The sequence below is a fragment of the Anabaena sp. FACHB-595 genome (assembly GCF_048568275.1).
Lineage (GTDB): Bacteria > Cyanobacteriota > Cyanobacteriia > Cyanobacteriales > Nostocaceae > Trichormus.
The window spans coordinates 5,458,813-5,478,625 of record NZ_CP183473.1; the positions used below are offsets into that span (position 1 = coordinate 5,458,813).

19 protein-coding genes are annotated in these 19,813 nt (G+C 42.4%); 12 read left to right on the forward strand and 7 right to left on the reverse strand.

Annotated elements, in window-relative coordinates:
* Nucleotides 1–38 precede the first annotated feature (38 nt).
* The 6 genes from ACN222_RS22815 to trmFO all read left to right on the forward strand — a co-directional run bounded on the left by ACN222_RS22815 (nt 39) and on the right by trmFO (nt 5,015).
* Nucleotides 39–1,193 carry an iron-containing alcohol dehydrogenase gene (locus ACN222_RS22815; RefSeq protein WP_010998698.1) on the forward strand — a complete coding sequence of 385 codons (1,155 nt, stop codon included), beginning with the start codon at nt 39–41 and terminating at the stop codon, nt 1,191–1,193.
* A gap of 111 nt (nt 1,194–1,304) precedes the next feature.
* Nucleotides 1,305–1,910, forward strand: a complete 606-nt coding sequence (locus ACN222_RS22820; protein WP_010998699.1) for a TetR/AcrR family transcriptional regulator — start codon at nt 1,305–1,307, stop codon at nt 1,908–1,910.
* Nucleotides 1,897–2,286, forward strand: coding sequence for a tautomerase family protein (locus ACN222_RS22825; RefSeq protein ID WP_010998700.1), 390 nt, complete (start codon nt 1,897–1,899; stop codon nt 2,284–2,286). The genes ACN222_RS22820 and ACN222_RS22825 overlap by 14 nt, the downstream gene beginning before the upstream one ends.
* An 84-nt stretch (nt 2,287–2,370) precedes the next feature.
* A complete protein-coding gene (locus ACN222_RS22830; protein WP_010998701.1) occupies nt 2,371–2,811 on the forward strand; it encodes an acyl-CoA thioesterase in 441 nt (146 codons plus the stop codon).
* Nucleotides 2,812–2,874: 63 nt separating this feature from the next.
* Entirely contained in the window at nt 2,875–3,549 is a 675-nt protein-coding gene (locus ACN222_RS22835) for a glutathione S-transferase family protein (RefSeq protein WP_010998702.1), read from the forward strand.
* 149 nt (nt 3,550–3,698) lie between these two features.
* Complete coding sequence (trmFO, locus tag ACN222_RS22840; protein ID WP_010998703.1) at nt 3,699–5,015, forward strand: FADH(2)-oxidizing methylenetetrahydrofolate--tRNA-(uracil(54)-C(5))-methyltransferase TrmFO; 1,317 nt, start codon at nt 3,699–3,701, stop codon at nt 5,013–5,015.
* Between the two features lie 264 nt (nt 5,016–5,279).
* Here trmFO and pstB read toward each other — a convergent pair whose 3' ends face one another.
* The 4 genes from pstB to pstS all read right to left on the reverse strand — a co-directional run bounded on the left by pstB (nt 5,280) and on the right by pstS (nt 9,348).
* Entirely contained in the window at nt 5,280–6,086 is an 807-nt protein-coding gene (pstB, locus tag ACN222_RS22845) for a phosphate ABC transporter ATP-binding protein PstB (protein WP_010998704.1), read from the reverse strand.
* 56 nt (nt 6,087–6,142) lie between these two features.
* Nucleotides 6,143–7,024 carry a phosphate ABC transporter permease PstA gene (gene pstA / locus ACN222_RS22850; protein ID WP_044522230.1) on the reverse strand — a complete coding sequence of 294 codons (882 nt, stop codon included), beginning with the start codon at nt 7,022–7,024 and terminating at the stop codon, nt 6,143–6,145.
* 19 nt (nt 7,025–7,043) lie between these two features.
* Nucleotides 7,044–7,994, reverse strand: a complete 951-nt coding sequence (gene pstC / locus ACN222_RS22855; RefSeq protein ID WP_010998706.1) for a phosphate ABC transporter permease subunit PstC — start codon at nt 7,992–7,994, stop codon at nt 7,044–7,046.
* A gap of 175 nt (nt 7,995–8,169) precedes the next feature.
* On the reverse strand, nt 8,170–9,348 hold the full coding sequence (pstS, locus tag ACN222_RS22860; protein WP_010998707.1) for a phosphate ABC transporter substrate-binding protein PstS: 1,179 nt from the start codon (nt 9,346–9,348) through the stop codon (nt 8,170–8,172).
* A 678-nt stretch (nt 9,349–10,026) separates the two neighbouring features.
* Between pstS and ACN222_RS22865 the strand changes: the two genes are divergently transcribed.
* Together ACN222_RS22865 and lspA are read left to right on the forward strand one after the other, a co-directional pair.
* On the forward strand, nt 10,027–10,617 hold the full coding sequence (locus tag ACN222_RS22865) for a biotin transporter BioY (protein ID WP_010998708.1): 591 nt from the start codon (nt 10,027–10,029) through the stop codon (nt 10,615–10,617).
* A 115-nt stretch (nt 10,618–10,732) separates the two neighbouring features.
* The gene (gene lspA / locus ACN222_RS22870) at nt 10,733–11,209 is read left to right on the forward strand and encodes a signal peptidase II (protein ID WP_010998709.1); all 477 of its coding nucleotides are present in this window, start codon (nt 10,733–10,735) and stop codon (nt 11,207–11,209) included.
* A gap of 77 nt (nt 11,210–11,286) precedes the next feature.
* Here lspA and ACN222_RS22875 read toward each other — a convergent pair whose 3' ends face one another.
* Entirely contained in the window at nt 11,287–11,895 is a 609-nt protein-coding gene (locus ACN222_RS22875; RefSeq protein ID WP_010998710.1) for a hypothetical protein, read from the reverse strand.
* Nucleotides 11,896–12,517: 622 nt separating this feature from the next.
* Between ACN222_RS22875 and ACN222_RS22880 the strand changes: the two genes are divergently transcribed.
* Nucleotides 12,518–14,788 (forward strand): transglycosylase domain-containing protein, encoded by a 2,271-nt coding sequence (locus ACN222_RS22880; protein ID WP_010998711.1) that lies wholly within the window; start codon nt 12,518–12,520, stop codon nt 14,786–14,788.
* A 367-nt stretch (nt 14,789–15,155) separates the two neighbouring features.
* Here ACN222_RS22880 and ACN222_RS22885 read toward each other — a convergent pair whose 3' ends face one another.
* Together ACN222_RS22885 and ACN222_RS22890 are read right to left on the reverse strand one after the other, a co-directional pair.
* On the reverse strand, nt 15,156–16,622 hold the full coding sequence (locus ACN222_RS22885; protein ID WP_044522236.1) for a DUF4335 domain-containing protein: 1,467 nt from the start codon (nt 16,620–16,622) through the stop codon (nt 15,156–15,158).
* A complete protein-coding gene (locus ACN222_RS22890) occupies nt 16,619–17,245 on the reverse strand; it encodes a DUF3038 domain-containing protein (RefSeq protein WP_010998713.1) in 627 nt (208 codons plus the stop codon). Before ACN222_RS22890 ends, ACN222_RS22885 begins: the two co-directional genes overlap by 4 nt.
* 478 nt (nt 17,246–17,723) lie before the next feature.
* On the opposite strand from ACN222_RS22890, the gene ACN222_RS22895 reads away from it, so the two are divergent.
* The 3 genes from ACN222_RS22895 to ACN222_RS22905 all read left to right on the forward strand — a co-directional run bounded on the left by ACN222_RS22895 (nt 17,724) and on the right by ACN222_RS22905 (nt 19,730).
* Nucleotides 17,724–18,242, forward strand: a complete 519-nt coding sequence (locus ACN222_RS22895; protein WP_010998714.1) for an adenine phosphoribosyltransferase — start codon at nt 17,724–17,726, stop codon at nt 18,240–18,242.
* A gap of 141 nt (nt 18,243–18,383) precedes the next feature.
* On the forward strand, nt 18,384–19,421 hold the full coding sequence (locus ACN222_RS22900) for an ABC transporter permease (protein WP_010998715.1): 1,038 nt from the start codon (nt 18,384–18,386) through the stop codon (nt 19,419–19,421).
* 27 nt (nt 19,422–19,448) lie between these two features.
* Nucleotides 19,449–19,730 (forward strand): hypothetical protein, encoded by a 282-nt coding sequence (locus ACN222_RS22905; RefSeq protein ID WP_010998716.1) that lies wholly within the window; start codon nt 19,449–19,451, stop codon nt 19,728–19,730.
* The last annotated feature ends 83 nt before the right edge of the window (nt 19,731–19,813 follow it).

Genomic DNA, 19,813 nt, shown 5'->3' on the forward strand with positions numbered 1-19,813 from the left:
TACTCAAGGCAAAATTTTATTCCTTGGTTTCAACATTTATGGAAAACTTTGTTTTTTACAACCCAGTCAAAATTTTATTTGGCAAAGGTCAAATCGCTAATATTGCCGCCGAAATTCCGACTGATGCTAAGATTCTTATTACCTACGGTGGCGGTAGCATTAAAGCCAATGGTGTGTACGACCAGGTTAAATCTGCATTGGCTGGACGGAAAATCTTTGAGTTTGGTGGGATTGAACCTAACCCCCATTTAGAAACTCTGTTGAAGGCGGTGGAATTAATACGCCAAGAAGGTATCGATTTTCTCTTGGCTGTTGGTGGTGGTTCAGTTGTGGATGGGACTAAATTTATTGCGGCGGCGGTTCCTTTTGTTGGTGACCCTTGGGACATCTTGGCCAAGCAAGCACCTGTGACTGCGGCTGTACCTTTTGGGGCGGTATTGACCTTACCAGCTACAGGTTCGGAAATGAATACTAACTCGGTTGTGACTAAGTGGGAAACCAAAGAAAAGCTGTTCTTTGCTAGTCCCTTGGTGTTTCCTCGCTTCTCTGTTCTTGACCCAGAAACAACATTTTCCTTACCGCCTAGACAAATTGGTAATGGCATTGTTGATGCCTACACCCATGTGATGGAACAGTATTTGACTTATCCAGTTAATGCACCATTACAAGACCGATGGGCAGAATCTATTTTGAAAACGTTGATTGAAGAGGGGCCAAAAACCCTAGCTAATCCTACAGATTACGATGCCAGGGCAAATTTGGTATGGGCTGCAACCTTGGCACTCAATGGGCTAATTGGTGCAGGAGTACCCCAAGATTGGGCTACACACATGATTGGTCATGAGTTAACTGCACTGCATGGTCTAGATCACGCCCAAACTTTGGCGATTGTCTTACCCAGCACACTCTCAATTAGACGCGATCGCAAGTGGCAAAAACTCCTACAATATGCAGAGCGAGTCTGGAACATTGTCGATGGTTCTGAAGAATACAGAGTAAATGAGGCGATCGCTAAAACTCGCAATTTCTTTGAGTCTGTAGGTGTCCGCACTCGTCTATCTGACTACGGTGTAGGACTAGAAACCATTCCTCTAGTTGTAGAAAATTTACAAAAGCATGGTTTAGCAATCTTAGGTGAACAGAAAGATGTAGACTCTCAAGTCGTTGAGCAGATTTTAACTCTCTCAGCTTAAAAATTGGGGAGTGGGGAGCAAGAAGAATAGGACTATGGACTAATGACTAATCTCTAGACTCCCCAGTAGTTATTATGTTATTCTCAATCAGACCAAGTGGTCGGTAAATAGATGTCTAAAGGCGAAGAAACAAAAACTCGGATTCTCCAACAGGCGGCGGAACTGTTTAACCAACAGGGATACGCTGGTTCGTCTATTTCTGACATCATGCGTGTAACGGGATTGCAAAAAGGAGGAATTTATAATCACTTCCAAAGCAAAGATGAATTAGCACTACAGGCTTTTGATTATGCGATCGCCTCCATCAGCAAACACTATAGAATTGCATTACGTAGCAAACGTAATGCTATAGAACGTGTGCAAGCACTAATTGCAGTCTTTAGTAGTTTTGCAGAAAATCCACCCATCCCCGGAGGATGTCCGTTACTAAATACGGCTGTGGAAAGTGATGATGCACATCCAGCGTTACGGGAACGCACTCAACAAGCGATGAACTCTTGGCTGAATATGATTCGGCGAATCATTCAAACGGGAATTGAGAGAGGAGAAATTGAGCCTCATGTCAATGCTGAGGAAATTGCCACTATCATAGTTGCAACTTTAGAAGGTGCAATTATGATGAGCCAGCTTTATGACGATACTATTTATATGCAAAGGGCAGTGAATCATCTGAATCATTACACAGAAAATATCCTAAAAACTCATGGTACAAATTAAGGTTTATGGTTTAGCAGAAAAACTAAACCCAATTAAAGCAGAGCTATCAAATATTCTCCATACCTCTTTAATTGAAGTTTTACAGATTAGTCCTGAGAAGAGATTTCATCGGTTCTTCCCCTTGGATAAATTAGATTTTTACTATCCATCTGATAGAACTGATAATTATTTAATTATTGAAATCATTATGTTTGAAGGGCGTTCAGTAGAGACTAAAAAACAGCTACTGAGAGATATTTTTAAAAAAGTTGACGAGAAATTCGGAATTTCAGTTTATGATATTGAAATTACACTTTTTGAAATTCCCAAACAGAATTGGGGTATTAGGGGCATACCTGGAGATGAGCTAAATCTTAGCTACAAGGTAGAAGTTTAAAGTTTTATGAATAATCTATCTTCAAGGATAGTTTATTTTTTGTACAAAAACCGACCGACAGGTCTTAAATGAATAGGTGTAACTATGCTAATAGTAAATAACTTACATAGAGCATTAGAAGTAACTTTGCAAATACCTGTAAGAACTTATGAAATTGACTTTGCTGGGATTGTCAGCAACATTGTGTATATTAAGTGGTTAGAAGATTTACGTTTAAAGTTTCTAGAAGAACATTTTCCTATTCATCAACAAATTGAACAAGGATATGTACCTATACTTGCTGGGACAGAAATTGAATATAAACGTCCTATTAAGTTGATAGACAAAGTAATTGGGCGCTTATGGCTGAGTAATTTGGGACGATTAAAATGGACAGTGCAAGCAGAGATTTTATCAAATAATCAACTAGCAGCAGTTGCTCAACAGAAGGGTGCTTTTGTGAATTTACAAAATGGTCGTCCAGTTAGCATTCCTGAAGAATTACAGCAAAAATATTTAAATATTAATAAATTAAGTAGTGAATAAAGTTTTTAGGATTTTTTTATTTTCTTACAAACCCATCGGTCTTTTTTTGAGGCGTAAAAGCGTATGCTCAACTTCTACTACAATCATCGTTCACCTATGGCCCGTCGTGTATGGCGTACCTTACTAGAGAAAGAAATTATATTTGAGCCAATAATCATGAGCTTAGATGGCGATCAATTACAACCTGAATTTTTAGAAATCAACCCATTTCATCATATTCCCGTCATATTAGATAATGGTTTTCGGGTAGTAGAATCTCTAGCAATCATGGACTATTTGGAAGCTAAATACCCTACACCTGCACTGTTACCTAAAGAAGCTGAGTCTTTAGCAAAAGTAAGAATGGTGCAGATGGTGACGACAAATGAACTATTACCAAAAATGATTTCCTTGATTTTTGAGGATAAAAATTCGTCAAAATTTTTGCAGGCTTATGAGCATATAAATAAGGTCTTAGCCTTTTTATCAGAATCTTTAGGTAACGAATCTTATTATGGTGGAGAACAGTTGACTTTAGCTGATATTGTGGCTGGAACCGATTTATCTTTGTTGCCAAAATTAGGGATTAGTTTTAGTAACTACCCCAATTTGCAAGATTGGTTTGAGCGTTTAATGACACGGAAATTATGGCAACAGACAGAAATTAGTGTAGAAGATTTTGAAAAATTTAAGCGTGTTTTTATTAAGCTACGTCAACGCCAGCTAAACCAAGAACATAAAGCCAATGAAGATAAATAATAGGCCTTGAGCGATCGCGGAACACCCACAGTAGGCGATCGCCTGTGTTTATAAACTAGTGATAAAAGCCCGACTGACAAACAGTATCATCTATATTGGTGATATGCACTCCCAGCAAACTACAACTGGGTAAAATTGGGTATTGAATTATGGATCAACAACCGATACAAGTAATTGGAGGTGGACTAGCTGGGACAGAGGCTGCGTGGCAAATCGCCCAGGCTGGAGTGCCAGTAATTTTACACGAAATGCGTCCCAAACGCTTCAGCCCTGCTCATCATACAGAACACTTGGCAGAGTTGGTATGTAGTAACTCCTTTGGGGCAATGGCAAGCGATCGCGCGGCGGGATTACTGCACGAAGAATTACGCCAACTGGGTTCTGTGGTCATTGCCAAAGCTGATGAACACGCAGTACCCGCAGGTGGCGCACTAGCGGTAGATCGGGGTCAATTTGGGCAAGATTTAACTCAAACTCTTGCTAGCCATCCCTTAGTGGAATTTCGCCGTGGTGAAGTCCCATATATTCCCGAAGGGATTGTGGTTTTAGCCACTGGGCCGTTGACTAGTCCCGACTTGGCGGCAGATTTGCACCGCTTCACGGGGATGGAATACATGAGCTTTTTTGATGCGGCTAGTCCCATCATTGTCGGTGATTCCATTAACCGCGATATTGCTTTTATGGCTTCCCGCTATGACAAAGGTGAAGCCGCCTATCTCAACTGTCCGATGAATAAGGAACAGTATTTGCGGTTTCGGGAAGAACTCTGCAAAGCCGAACAAACAGAACTTAAAGACTTTGAACGGGAAACAGCCAAGTTTTTTGAAGCTTGCCTCCCCATTGAAGAGTTAGCGCAACGAGGAGAAGATACCATGCGCTACGGCCCCGTCAAGCCAGTGGGTTTGTCTGACAGCCGGACTGGGGAACGTCCCTATGCGGTGGTGCAGTTGCGACAAGAAGATAAAGCCGGTCAATTGTGGAATATGGTCGGTTTCCAAACTAATCTGCGTTGGGGTGAACAAAAGCGAGTATTTCAAATGATACCCGGTTTGGAAAAGGCGGAGTTTGTGCGGCTGGGAGTCATGCACCGCAACACCTTTATCAATGCACCCCAGTTAATGCTACCCACCCTACAATTTAAGCAACGTCCCACATTATTAGCGGCTGGACAATTAATTGGTACAGAAGGCTACACAGCAGCAGCCGCAGGTGGTTGGTTAGCGGGAACCAATGCTGCAAGGTTGGCTTTGGGTAAAGAACCCTTGGCATTACCACCAACGACAATGTTAGGCGCATTATTAGAATTTATCAGTTCTGCCTCGCCTAAACACTTCCAACCAATGCCCCCTAACTTTGGCATTCTGCCAGATTTGGGCATGAAAATCAAAAGTAAACCAGAGCGTTATGGACGTTACCGCGATCGCTCCTTAGCAGATTTAAGCAGTTGGAAAGTCAATCTCACTTAAAATTATGAGTGCTGAGTAAATGTTTCTTTCTCTACCCCACTCTCTAATCCTGATAGGTGTAGGTTTTTTACATCTCACTATCAAAATACGGATTTATGGGTGTAGGAAGAGATTGATAAAAATATTATTCTTGCGTTAGTGTGAGAGTCGTCACTCATCACTTGATTAAAAACCTACACCTGTGAAACTCTCTAATCCCCCAAAAAAAACAAAATTAGGAATGCAGCGCATACCTAATTCTAGAGATTAAGTTATAAGCAATATTTAACCGAATCTGCCGCTAACGTAGTCTCTGGTATCTTCCTGCTTGGGATTATTGAAAATTGATTCTGTGGCATCGTATTCTACTAGATAGCCAATACGACCACCTGTTTCTGTAGGCCGGACGTTGAAAAACGCTGTCCTGTCAGAGACACGGGCAGCTTGCTGCATATTATGGGTGACGATAACAATAGTGTATTGCTCTTTCAGTTCGTGGATCAGTTCTTCTACACGTAAAGTAGAGATGGGATCTAAGGCAGAGCAAGGTTCATCCATGAGTATAATTTCTGGTTGAACAGCGATCGCTCGCGCGATACATAACCTTTGTTGTTGTCCACCAGATAAAGATGCACCACTTTGACGCAGTTTATCTTTAACTTCATCCCACAACGCTGCTTTACGTAAGCTTCGTTCAACCAACTCATCCATATTACCTTTGTAGCCGTTGATTTTAGCTCCAAAGGCAATGTTGTCGTAAATTGACTTAGGAAAGGGGTTTGGTCTTTGAAATACCATCCCAATCCGACGACGTACTTCTACAGGGTCAATGTCTTGTGCATACAAGTTTTTGCTGTAGTAGAAAATCTTACCTTCTGCTCGAAATGACTCAATCAAGTCATTGAGACGATTGTAGCAGCGCAACAGAGTACTTTTGCCACAACCAGAAGGGCCGATAAAGGCTGTCACCTTATTTTTGGGGATATCTAACCAAATGTTTTGTAAAGCCAGAAACTTGCCGTAGTAGACATTGAGGTTTTCCGTTCTGAGAACGGTTTCTGTGCTATTGAGCGTGCTAGTATTTGTAGCCATAAATGGTCTAGTGTAGATTTTAAGGATAGCAGACTGCGTTATTGATCGACGATTGTCTAAGCTTTTTGGCGAGTTACCCAGCGTGCAATAATACTGGTGATGAGAACCATCAACACTAAAATTAAAGACGCAGCCCAAGCTAGTGACTGCCAATTTTGAAAGGGAGAAATTGCAAAGTTAAAAACTAAAACAGCAAGGGAAGCAGTGGGTCTGAATAAGCTATCAGGCCAGAATGGTGAGAATAAAGCTGTAAACAATAACGGGGCAGTTTCTCCGGCTGCGCGAGCGATCGCCAAGGTTGAACCTGTCACAATTGCTGGCAAGGCAGCTGGCAATACAACTTGTGCCACTGTTTGAAATTTAGTTGCACCTAAACCTACAGAGGCCTGTCGCAAATCTTTTGATACTAACTGCAAAGCTTCATCTGTAGTTTTTACAATAATTGGCAACATCAAGATTGCCAGTGCGAACCCTCCACCGAGTGCAGAGTAGGAACCTAGATTAAGCTTAACTAGTGTCAAGACTACAATACCATAGGCAAATACCCCAGCAATGATAGAAGGTACACCACTGAGAACATTAGTAGCAAACCTTACCCATCTAGCCAATGAGCCAGTGCTAAACTCTGTTAAATAAATTGCTGCCATCACACCAAATGGGATACTGATTGCCGCACCGATACCCACCATCAGCAGTGTCCCCAAGATAGCGTTACCAAATCCTCCCCCTGGTCTCATAGGTGCAGGTGGCAACTCAGTAAATACACTTAAGCTTAAACTACTAAAGCCTCTAATTAGGACATAAGACAATACCGCGATTAAGGGTAAAATTGCCAATGCGCCACAAATAAAGGCAACAACAGTCATCGCTGTATTAAACAGCGTCCGGGGAGACTGGGAATTACGATTTAAACTCCTTTCAACAAAACCAGATTCCATAATCCAACTCACAGCTAGGCTACATTCTCTTGACGCGCAAAACTATCAGTTCTGCCAAAATATTCACTATTAGAGTTAAGCCGAATAGAACTAAGGCAGCGTACATTAAAGCAGCAATTTGCAGACCACCAGCTTCTGAAAATTGATTTGCCAGCAAGGAAGAAATTGTATTGGCTGGTGCAAAAATCGAGATATTGACATTGTTGGCATTGCCAATCAACATCGTCACAGCCATCGTCTCTCCCATTGCTCGACCAAGTGCCAGCATGATGGCACTAACTATGCCAGAAAAAGCAGCTGGAATGATAATCTGAAAGATAGTTTCCCAGCGAGTTGCACCCAACCCTATAGATGCTTGGCGTAAACTAGGTGGTACAGCAATCAAAGCATCACGAGATATAGCTGTGATGATAGGTAAAGTCATGATTGCCAAAATAACTCCGGCGGGAAACATTCCAGGGCCAGTAGGAATCGTGCTGAAAATGGGTATCCAGCCAAAATAAGTGTTCAGCCATTGCCCAACGCCGGTGAGGATGGGAATCAACACAAAAATGCCCCAGACACCGTAAACAACACTGGGGATAGCAGCTAACAACTCTACTAAAAACACTAAAACTACGCGCACCTGAGATGGGAGAAAGTTTTCACTCAGTAGCACTGCTGTACCGACACCAATAGGTATGGCTATTAGCAACCCAATAAAAGAACTTACAAGAGTTCCATAGACTGGAGGCCAAACCCCATAATCATTAGTGACTGGATTCCACGCACTTCTAGCTAAAAAGCCGAGGCCAAATTGCTGGATGGCAGGCCAAGCACTAATAGTTACTTGAAACGCAATCCATAAGAGGGTGGCGGCGATCGCCATTGCAAAAATACGAGTTAACCAAACAAAGCCACGGTCTAGAGACTTTTCTCCTTCAGAGCGACTTTTAATTGCTGATGGCAGATCGTGAGAATTTGTAGCCATGAATACTGACTCTTACGATTAAATCAGAAGAAAATGTGTGATAGCACCAGTTAAATAATATTGCCGCTTTGATTAGTGCTTTCGGTTTAAGGTACCGATAAATTTCAGATAAGCTAATTCAATCTTCCAATCAAAGCGACAACATAAGTTAAATTAGCTGATCAACTAGTGGCTACTACTTGCTGGCACTAGTACCACTGCCACTTACAGATATTTTATATTCTGGACTGATTTGGTCAGCAACAGTAGCAGTTTTCTGCACTACAGCTTGAGGTAAGGGAATATAACCTAATTCTCCAGAAATCTTCTGCCCTTCAGTTAAAGCGTACTCAATGGCAGCCTCCATTGCTTTAGCTTTTACTGGATCAGGATAATTTTTATAAGCCATAATCCAACTGAAACTGACAATTGGATATGATCCATCTCCATCTGGGTCTGGCACAAAAGCACGTAGGTTTTCTGGCAATTGGATTGCTGCTAGAGTTTGAGATGCTGACTCATCATTGTATTTCACAAACTTGCCGGCTTTATTTTCCAAAGTGGCATAGCTGATATTGTTTTGTTTAGCATAACCATACTCAATGTAGCCTATAGCACCTTGAGTTTGTTTAATTTGGGCAGTAACACCTTCATTACCCTTACCACCAACTCCCACTGGCCAAGAAACAGACTTACCTTCACCAACCTTACTTTTCCATTCTGGACTGACAGCAGCCAAGTGTTTGGTAAACACTCCTGTAGTACCACTACCATCAGAACGATACACAACCGTAATTGGTTGACTGGGAAGGTTGACATTAGGGTTAGCAGCTTTAATTTCTGGAGCGTCCCAAGTCTTGATTTTGCCCAGGAGAATATCTGTATAAACAACTCTTGGTAAATTCAATTCTGTCACACCAGGCAAGTTGTAAGCTAGTACAATTCCACCAGCAGTCACCGGTAACAAAAGCACTCCTCTCTGAACTTTCTGGATTTCTTCATCCTTCATGGCAACGTCGCTGGCACCAAAGTCTACAGTACCTTGAATAAATTGCTCAACTCCCGCACCACTACCTACTGACTGATAGTTAATTTGCAAATTGGGATACTTTTTATTTAAATCTGTAAACCAACTTGCATATAGTGGTGCAGGGAAAGATGCACCTGCACCAGTTAATGAAACATTGCCGCCAAGATCCAATTTTGCAGGGCTGGAAGCTGTAGCATCTTTAGCTGTGCCGGATGAACCATCTTGAGTTGCAGTGTTGTCTGAGCCTTGCTGCCCACCACAAGCAGCTAAACTCATCGCCAGTGTTAATACGGTAATTGATACTGGAATGCGGTTATTTTTAATTCTCTTGATATATGAGAGCATCGCTGTCTGTTTGAGGAAATTTTCAGATGGGCGCTTCTACGCTACCCCTTATAGATAGGTGTTAAGGTTAACGAAAGGTTAAATCAAGAGAAAAATATATTTTTTTTAGATATACTGCCCAAGTTTTCCTCTATAGTACTGAGGAAAACTTTATACATGAATTATGGAAACAAACTGACAAATAATTATTATGAGAATCCATTTTCCTTGGTAGGCGATCGCTGACTCTAAATTTCAGTCCATACAAAACCTATGCCAACAGGGAAATTACATAAATTATATGAAGCTCTTATCAAAAAAAGCACAATAAAAGCAGAGATAAAATATTTAGTCTAATTAATCTTTTAGTCCCCAGTCCCCACCATCAACTGTCCACATCGGGATAGGTAAAAAAGGAATTAGAGATTGGGGACTGGGAGATGGGGACTGAGTAATAGAGGGGCAAGGAGTAAAGAAAGTAGTGAGAGTGATGATTCACGGCTATTAACTCAACGCTCAACAAGCGGCTCAAAGCCCCGCTATTCCTAACAGCACTCAATACCCATTACTCGGCACTCAGAACCATTCAAGCTAACGAACTTCAGTATTCTAGTGGACATATGAACAAATTAGTACGAATTCCAGTCACATAATTAATGCCTATACTGGTTGCTGTTGCTTTCCCCTTGTGCCTGATAAATGATTGCCGCCTCAAATCAACTACTTTGGTCTATGATTGGCTTACTCCTAACAATGGGAGGTACTTTCTTAGAAGCTTATGGTATTACCTTACCTTGGAATTGGAGTCAGACAGGAATCCAAACCTTTTCATTAGGTGTCAGCTATCAAGTTGGTGCGGTACTTTTAGTAGGTTGTTTAGGGGGCAAAAATGCTGGTGCGCTCTCACAAATTGCTTATCTAGTTATGGGTTTGACTCTGCACCCTGTCTTTTCTGATGGTGGCGGGAATATCGGTTATGTGAAAGCATCACAATTTGGTTATTTGCTAGGCTTCATTCCTGGAGCTTGGATTTGTGGATTTTTTGCCTTTCAAGCCAGACCTAAAATAGAGTCTCTCACTTTTAGCTGTATTTGTGGCTTATTAAGCGTACACTTGTGTGGCATTGCTTATCTTATGATTAGGTCTTTTTTCCACTGGCAAGGCACAGACACAATACCCTTAATGCAATCGATCCTTGTCTACTCTTGGTGGGTGATTCCGGGGCAATTAGCTGTAGTCTGTGCTGTCTCTGTAGTAGCATATGTGTTGCGACACTTGATGTTTTATTAGTCATTAGTCATTGGTCATCAGTCATTAGTCATTAGTCATTAGTTAATGATGACTGCTTTGGACTATAGACTTTTGACTGTTGACTATGGACTGTTGACTATTGACTAAACTTGCCATGCGTTTCAAAAATCGCCTTTTCTGGATAGCTGCCTTTATTGCTTTCTTTGTAGACCAACTGACCAAATACTGGGTCGTGCAAACCTTTAGCTTAGGCGAGACACTACCAATCTTACCGGGAATATTTCACTTTACCTATGTCACAAATACTGGTGCAGCTTTTAGTTTGTTTAGCGGAAAAGTAGAGTGGCTACGCTGGTTATCCTTGGGAGTAAGTTTATTATTAATCGGGTTGGCATTGTTGGGGCCAGTTTTAGATCGTTGGGATCAACTCGGTTATGGCTTGATTCTGGGCGGTGCTATGGGTAATGGAATTGATCGGTTTGCTTTAGGTTATGTAGTTGATTTTCTAGATTTTCGCTTAATCAATTTTGCCGTGTTTAATATGGCAGATTCATTCATTAGTATCGGTATTGTTTGCCTGCTACTGGCTTCGTTACAGAAACCACCTAGTTCTCATCACAGGCCTAGATAGAGAAAAAGGCTAGGGTCAATCCTTCCTAGCCTTTTTCTTTTTTCACTATAGTTTTTCAGCCACCTGGAATGAAAAGCTTAGTTACCTGGAGTAGGCATTTTAGGTACACCAGAATCAGGAACAGTACCAGGAGAATTACTGCTTGGTAATGGGGTTACTGGAGCTTCGCTAGGTGCAGGTACAGTGGTGCTATCTGGTGCTGGGGTTAATGGAGCTTCGCTAGGTGCAGGCAGAGTGGTGCTATCTGGCGCTGGGGTTGCTGGAGCTTCGCTAGGTGCAGGCAGAGTGGTGCTATCTGGCGCTGGGGTTGCTGGAGCTTCGCTAGGTGCAGGCAGAGTGGTGCTATCTGGCGCTGGGGTTGCTGGAGCTTCGCTAGGTGCAGGCAGAGTGGTGCTATCTGGCGCTGGGGTTGCTGGAGTTTCGCTAGATGCAGGCTGAGTGTCTACGGTAGTATTACTAGAACCACTAGGGGTAACTGCACTATTGCCTTCACAACGGGAATTGAGGGGGAAACGCTTACAAAGAATTTCAAATCCTTCTGGTGATAGCTGGATTTCCGTTGGTGAACTGGTGGACGATTCACTTGATTGGGCAATTTGGGATTTACTAGATTGTGCAACAGCAAAATTAGCTGTGAGAGCTAAAGTCAAAGCTGTACCAATCAAAGTCAGAGATTTTCCCTTCATTCTGAACTTAACCTCACACGAAACGGAACACTTCGCACCATTAAATCAGACAATGTAATTTTAGAAAATATTCATTTAGGAAGATGTTTGTCTTGGTTGTCTATGGGTGGGATGTGTTCAAGCAGTAAAATTTGTATTTGTAATTTATTGATGAGAAGTTCCTAGAAGTACAAAATTAAACCTGTTAAATGTTGTGTTTAAGTGTTTAGCATTCAGATAAAATGGGCATTACTAATTAGTTACAAATATTTTCTCTGTAGATATAAAGTAATCAAGTAAACAAAGTGTATTTACGGTCTAGATATAATGTTGGTGTAAGATTAAATCTAGAATAATCCCGTACAATGAAATTATTTTTGGCTTAAGAGTAAAATAATGATGAAAGACTAATGTTGAGATTGGTATTCGCCTGAATCTGAGCTAATAAAAACTCCACCTACGAGGTGATGGAGTTTTGTCAGTAGTCAGTAGTCAGTGGCATAGGCGTAGCGTGTTCCCTGGGGACAAGACTGTTAAAATCACCCACAGGGGGATAGGAATTAAATCCAGAACAAAAGCAACTGACCAATGACAAATGACAACTGACACACGCAGTGCAAATAAATTGTGATGTAAATAGCCGATGAATTCCCCCCAACCCCCTCACAAGCCACAAACGTTACTTGGTCAACTGACGCAAGCAGTCAATACAATTCAAGCTAGGGTTGACTTTTCCAAGCTAGCGCTCAAGCCTAATGCCAAGGTACCGGAACTCTGGGTGCAGGATGCGGGGGCGGATAAAGCAGAGGTGTATCCGCTACTGGGCGATCGCTATGTTCTCGGTCGTAGCTCTAAATCCAGCGATATAGTGATTCGTAACCCAGTAGTTAGCCAAATTCATTTGTCGTTATCGCGGGATTCTAGCCAGCGTACCCCAGTTTTCATCATTAAAGATGAAAACTCTACGAACGGCATCTATCGCGGTAAGCGGCGGGTTAATACCTTAGAACTGCGCCACGGGGATATTCTTACCTTGGGGCCACCAGAATTAGCTGCCTCTGTGCGCCTACAATACGTCGATCCGCCACCCTGGTATATAAAAGCGGCAACTTGGGCAGGCTACGGTGTAGGCGGTGCTAGCGCCTTATTAGCATTGGTTATTGGCGTGGAATGGCTAAAATTTTCTGTCAGGCCTTTACCAACAACAACTCGCGCTCCAGTAGTTGTTTATGCCCGCGATGGTAGTACCCCATTACGTGAGCCTCGGACTGTTTCTCATGTAGACATGAAGCGGTTAGAAGATTTTGGCCCTTATTTGGCGGCGGCGGTGGTTGCTTCTGAGGATAGCCGCTTTAACTGGCATTTTGGGGTTGATCCTTTGGGGATTTTACGAGCAGTATTAATCAATACTCGCAGTGGCGATGTCCAACAAGGAGCCAGTACTATTACCCAACAAGTCTCCCGGAGCTTGTTTCGTGATTACGTGGGTAGACAAGACTCCCTGGGGCGAAAATTACGAGAGGCGATAGTTTCTTTGAAGCTAGAAGCCTTTTACAGCAAAGATGAAGTTTTGCTGATGTACCTAAATCGGGTATTTTTGGGAGCAGATACCTCCGGTTTTGAAGACGCAGCACAATTTTATTTTGATAAACCAGCTAAAGAATTAACTTTGGCGGAAGCAGCCACTTTAGTGGGAATTTTACCAGCGCCCAATGCTTTTGATTTTTGTGGCAGTGGCCCCAATAAACTAGAAGCCGCCGACTATCGCAATCGCGTGGTGAAGCGGATGTTGGAAATGGGTAAAGTTACGCCCGAAGAAGCGAACCGAGCCAGAAGATCCACTGTCCAAGTTAGCCCTAAGGTTTGTGAACAACAAGCCAAGACAATTGCCCCCTATTTTTATAACTATGTGTTCCAAGAACTGGAAGCAATTTTAGGGGAAGGAGCAGCCAGGGAGGGCAATTACATCATTGAAACCCAACTTGATCCAGCCATTCAAGCTCAAGCAGAAACAGCTTTGCGGAATTCAGTTAGTACGGCGGGGTCAACTTTTCGCTTTTCTCAAGGGGCAATGGTGACCCTGGATAGTAGAACTGGTAGTATTTTGGCAATGGTAGGTGGGAGAGATTATCGAACTAGCCAGTTCAACCGGGCTGTACAAGCTAAAAGGCAACCAGGCTCAACCTTCAAAATTTTTGCCTATGCTCAAGCTCTGTTACAAGGAATACCTGCATCTAGGACATATTCTTGCGCTCCTTTGACTTGGCAGGGATTTACTTACAGGCCTTGTCGTTCTGGTGCTGGTGTGAACATGGATGTGGCTACAGGATTGGCTCTGTCGGAAAATCCTGTGGCGTTGAGAATTGCCAGAGAGGTTGGGTTAGATAAGGTAGTATCGATGGCGCAACGTTTGGGGGTAAAGTCTCAACTTGACGCAGTACCGGGTTTAGTTTTGGGTCAGAGTGTTGTTAATGTTTTGGAGATGACTGGGGCTTTTGGGGCGATTAGTAATCGTGGTGTATGGAATCCACCCCATGCCATTAACAGAATTTTAGACAGTAGCGACTGTAGCGATCGCAATGATCTTAAAACCTGTCGTGTGATTTATTCCTTTGATAGCGATCGCGAAGCTAACAAGCGAGTTTTACCACAACCCATTGCCGACCAAATGACCGATTTAATGCAGGCTGTGATTACCAGAGGTACAGGACGTAGCGCCGCTATTGGTTTAGGAGAAGCAGGTAAAACAGGTACAACCGATAAAAACGTTGACTTGTGGTTCATTGGCTTTATTCCCAACCGTCGCTTAGTCACCGGTATTTGGCTAGGAAACGATGATAATTCCCCTACCTCTGGTAGCAGCGCTCAAGCCGCCCAGTTGTGGGGAAATTATATGCGGAGAATTACGAGATAAAAACTCTCCCCACAAGGAGATAGAGTTTTGTCAGTGGTCAGTAGTCAGTGGCAAAGATATGTAAAAACCACTCCACTTGCGGGTTGGGGTATTAGACCAGATCCTTTCAACAACTGACAACTGACAACTAATACCAATTCAAAATTCAAAATTCAAAATTAAGAATCAAGACAGAGCAAGCATTTGGGTCTGTACATCTGTCGCATTCTTTTTTCAAATTGGTATAAAAATTGATACGCGAAGCGTGAGTACTAGGGAAAGGGGGAGCGTTGAGTGCTGTTAGCAGGGGTGTAGGCAGTGCTGAGTAATCATTTTCTCTCCCCAATCCCTCATGCCTAATCCCCAATCCCCAATTTCCAATCCCCAGTTACCTATATCCCTGCCAAGGAGTGACTTCTAATTTGCCACTGGGTTGAAAGACTACTTGGTAGTGTGCAAGAGGTTCCTTGTTGTTAGGTGCGGCTGCATTGGAACCGTAAACAGCTTGGAACATTCTGGGTAAAGGTGTTTCGCGGAAATAGTCAAAAGCTACTTGATTTAGAGGTTCATAGTCAGCAATTGTGCCTTCTTTGGTGACGGCTACTCGATACTTCAAATCTTTAGTAAAGGTGGGCTTACCACTCCAATTTTGACGTACTGTATCGAAAAGTCTTTGGTTCAAATCTTTGACGGTGTTAGTATCGGTAATTTTTGCCCCGATTACTTCTGGTGTTCTGACATAACCACGCCAAGGACTAACTTCTAGTACGCCATTGTTGGTAAATACTACTTTAAATTGGGCGATCGGTTCATTGGCAATGGGGGGACGGTTCGCCGGATTATAAAGTAAGTTGGGCAGAGGTGTTAATTCAATCCCTGCATTTGCTCCTTGATTCACTGCTTTATAACCTACAATGGCTCCATCCGCAGCCACACCAACACGGTAAATTAAATTTTCCTTCACGGCGGAACGACTATTCCAAGCTGGCTCGATTTGGTTCCAAACTTGCCGATTTAATGCCCGAAGTTGGGAAGGATCGGTGATTTCTGTGACTGTATTTAAAAGCGCTTCTAAATCTTTAACGGTGGGTTGTGTTGTGGCTGCGGGTGTGGCGGTGGGAGTTGCTTCTGGGATGGTTACAGCCGTTGCTGTGGGAGTTGCTGCTGCTATGGGTGTGGTTGTTGATGCAGGGGTGGGATTGGTGGTGGGAGTATTGGAATTAGTTTGCTCCTCTGGTTTTGGCTCTGGTACACGTATTTGTGGCGCAGGAATGAGACTAAAGGCGATCGCTGCTACAGCTAAACTGGAAACACCAATAGTTGCAGGTACTGCCTGTTTCAGGACAAGTTGACTAGCACCACCATAACGTCTAGTAACTGGTTGTAATTCTAGTGATAACTCCGGTAAAGTTTGGGTGTCAGCGAAAAACTGATCTACAGCTTCCACCAAATCAAACAACTGCACCGTATTTAAATCTATTTCAATTGGTTGTTTATTATAATTAGCGTTTGTATTAAATTCCTCTGGCGCATTCTCAGAATGTACGATTAACTTGTGGTGATTAGTATCTATTTTTTGGATTTCCACTAGTTCTGAATCTTGGTTGTGTGCTTGGGGATTCGGCACACTACTCAAAAATTCTTGAGCATAACCGCTTACTGCTCGAACTAAACTTTCAAAAAATTCCCGTCCTCCCACCAAGGGTTGATTGTATCCAGATAAATAACATTCTGCATTTACCAAAATAGACAGTTCAGGGCGCAATTCCTGAAAATTTGCGCCTCTACTGGCATCACTTAATCCTTCTAAAAGCAACGTACAATTAGGTAGACTGTACTTTCGTTGAATATTCATTCCACTTCACCGTCAAATAGACTAATCCAAAATCGCTGCATCCCAGCAGTACCAGTACAAAATAACAATTGTCCTAACAGATTTATCGCTAGTTCATCTAACTTCTCATCAGAATTTAATGCTAATGCACCAAAACGGCGGGCATTCATTCTACTCTTAAAATGCGCTCTAAATCTTTCTAAATAATTAGATAGGCGTAAATTCTGTTCCAGGGGAATTTGCTTGTCATTCATTTGTTGACAAATCATCAACATCTGGCGAATAACTACTGTTAAGCGCCTCGCTATGTAACAAGCGATAACGACTAAAGCCTTTGCTTCCATGATGGTTAAAGGCCGGCGAATATGCGCTCGTCTAATCGGGTTAGAACTCCGCATTCGCCACAAATTCACCCGGTCTTTGACAATTCCCTTTAAATCCAATTCTGCCGCAAAAGTCAGGATAGCTTCAGAACCACCTAGTTCTAAAGCTTCAATTGCCAGTAAAATTAAATCAATTTGCAACCTGGTGCGTGCAGGACATCCATGTCCAGCGATCGCAGGATCTGGTAAAGTATCCAAAATCATCGGTAGAGATGGAGGCGTTGGACTGTTAAATGGCGTTAAGCTAGCAGAAGCATTCATTCTCTCAAATACCTTGTGCAGTTCTAATAGACTAGATAAAACTAGTACAACTAATTTAAGATAAACAGCTAAACTACAAGATTAAACTTGCGGCATCAGCCTGGCTATTTGATATACACATTACTTAAATTGTTTTACTTAGAAATTGACCTATAAGTACATCTGTGTTTTTAAAGCATAATTTTATTCTCCTGCTTTATGAGTATAAATCCATCTTTAAGCTTGATGTAGATTACCTCTATCGTCAATGGATAACGAGATAGTAGCCTTTAGCCCAAGCGTATGACATTATAGTGTACGATTTTTCAGGTGTAAGTAAGGGGCTAGGGATTGGGGACTCAGGACTAGGGATGAAGAAAAGGGAGAAGAGGAAGTATGAGGAGTAATAATTCCTTGCTCCGGACTGATAACCCCTCAAATCCCCAGTACCCAATCCCCAACCCCCAGTACCCAATCCCCAATCCCCAGTACCCAATCTATGGATTTAAAATCTCTCATTCGTGACATCCCTGATTTTCCTAAGCCCGGAATTTTATTTCGAGATATCACTACTCTACTGCGCGATCGCCAAGGATTGCGATACACTATTGACTTTTTAGCGGAAAAATGCTCTGAGGCAAACTTAAATATAGATTACGTGATAGGCATGGAGTCACGGGGGTTTATTTTTGGTACTCCCTTAGCCTATAAATTAGGGGCTGGTTTTATTCCTGTCCGCAAAAAAGGTAAGTTACCCGCAGCAGTTCACTCGATTGAGTATGAATTAGAGTATGGCACTGACTGTTTAGAAGTACATCGGGATGCTTTACATCCAGATAGTCGAGTGCTAATTGTAGATGATTTGATTGCCACAGGTGGCACAGCCAGCGCCACCGCCAAGCTAGTGCAGCAGATTGGCTGCGAATTAGTGGGATTTGGGTTTATTATCGAGCTACGGGATTTACAAGGGCGAAAACATCTACCCGATGTACCCATTATTTCCTTAGTGGAATATTAGGTAATAACTTAAAGTCCACAGTCAATAGTCCAAAGTCGTAGAAATTGACTATTGAATGAAAAAAAGGAGATGAGCCGTCTAAATGAATGTATAGAGACTGTTAATTTTGAATTTTGAATTTTGAATTCGGAGCGAAGCGACGTGACATCTACAAGAATTACCTGGGAAAGCAGTTGGGATTGGCTGATTAGGCTAGTTACCAGCGAAACGTTCATTTATGTGGTGAAGCGGATTTTGCAGGCGCTGTTGACTTTGTTTTTGGCTTCAGCGCTGTCATTTTTCATCATGAAGTTATCTCCTGGGGATTATGTAGATACATTGCGACAAAATCCGAAAATTTCACCAGAACGCATCGAAGAACTCAAGAGACAGTTTGGTTTAGATAAGTCTTGGGTAGAACAATATTGGCTGTGGTTATGGCGGATTATCACCAAAGGAGATTTTGGCACGAGTTTTGTTTACCAGCGCTCAGTATCATCTCTGCTATGGGAAAGAATACCAGCAACTTTACTACTAGCGATCGCTTCTTTAATCATGACATGGGCGATCGCTATTCCTTTAGGAATCGTTGCGGCGGTCAAACAAAATCGAGCCACTGACAGAATTTTACAGGTGATTAGCTACACAGGGCAGGGATTTCCCAGCTTTATTACTGTGTTGTTTCTGCTCGTATTTGCTCAAGTCAGTTCGCCTCTGTTTCCAGTAGGTGGGATGACAAGCATCGACCACGCTGATTTATCTTGGTTCGGTAAAATTATTGATGTCGGCTGGCACATGATTTTACCTACCATCGCCTTAAGTATCACTAGTTTCGCCGGTTTACAACGCATCACTCGCGGCGAATTATTAGACGTATTGCGGCAAGATTACATTCAAACAGCACGCGCCAAAGGATTACCAGAAAATCGCGTGATTTACGTTCATGCACTGCGTAATGCCATTAATCCCCTGATTACTCTGTTAGGCTTTGAGTTAGCTGGTTTATTAGGTGGTGCATTTATCGCCGAGCAATTTTTCAACTGGCCAGGTTTAGGTAGATTAACTTTGCAAGCAGTCATCGCCAAAGACCAGTATTTAGTCATGGCAAGTTTAGTCATGAGTGCCGTTTTACTGAATGTAGGCAACTTACTAGCCGATTTATTACTCAAAGTAGCCGACCCACGCATCCGCTTAGAATAGTTAACTGTTCTCCTCACTCATCTTCCCATGTTGTCCGAAGTACATTATCTAATACGCTCAAAAGCTGATGGCCGTTATATTACTGCTCGTCCCCATGAGGATGAGTCTGGCTATTTGTTATTATTTCGAGAAAATTTTGAGGCTTTAAGCTATCTCAACACCCATGCAGCAGATGTAGCCCATCGCTTTACTATTGAATCTATTCCGGGTACACAGTTGGGAAGTTTGCTCAAACGCTGGGGTTTTACTGGTGTCGCCGTAGTTACTGACCCTTTATTACCTACAGTTGAGTTTTTACAGCACAGCTAATTAGAAGAACTCTCAATAATATATTTTCGTAAAGGTAGTGACTAATATTTCACCGTAACTTAAATCTTATTTAACGTAATTAA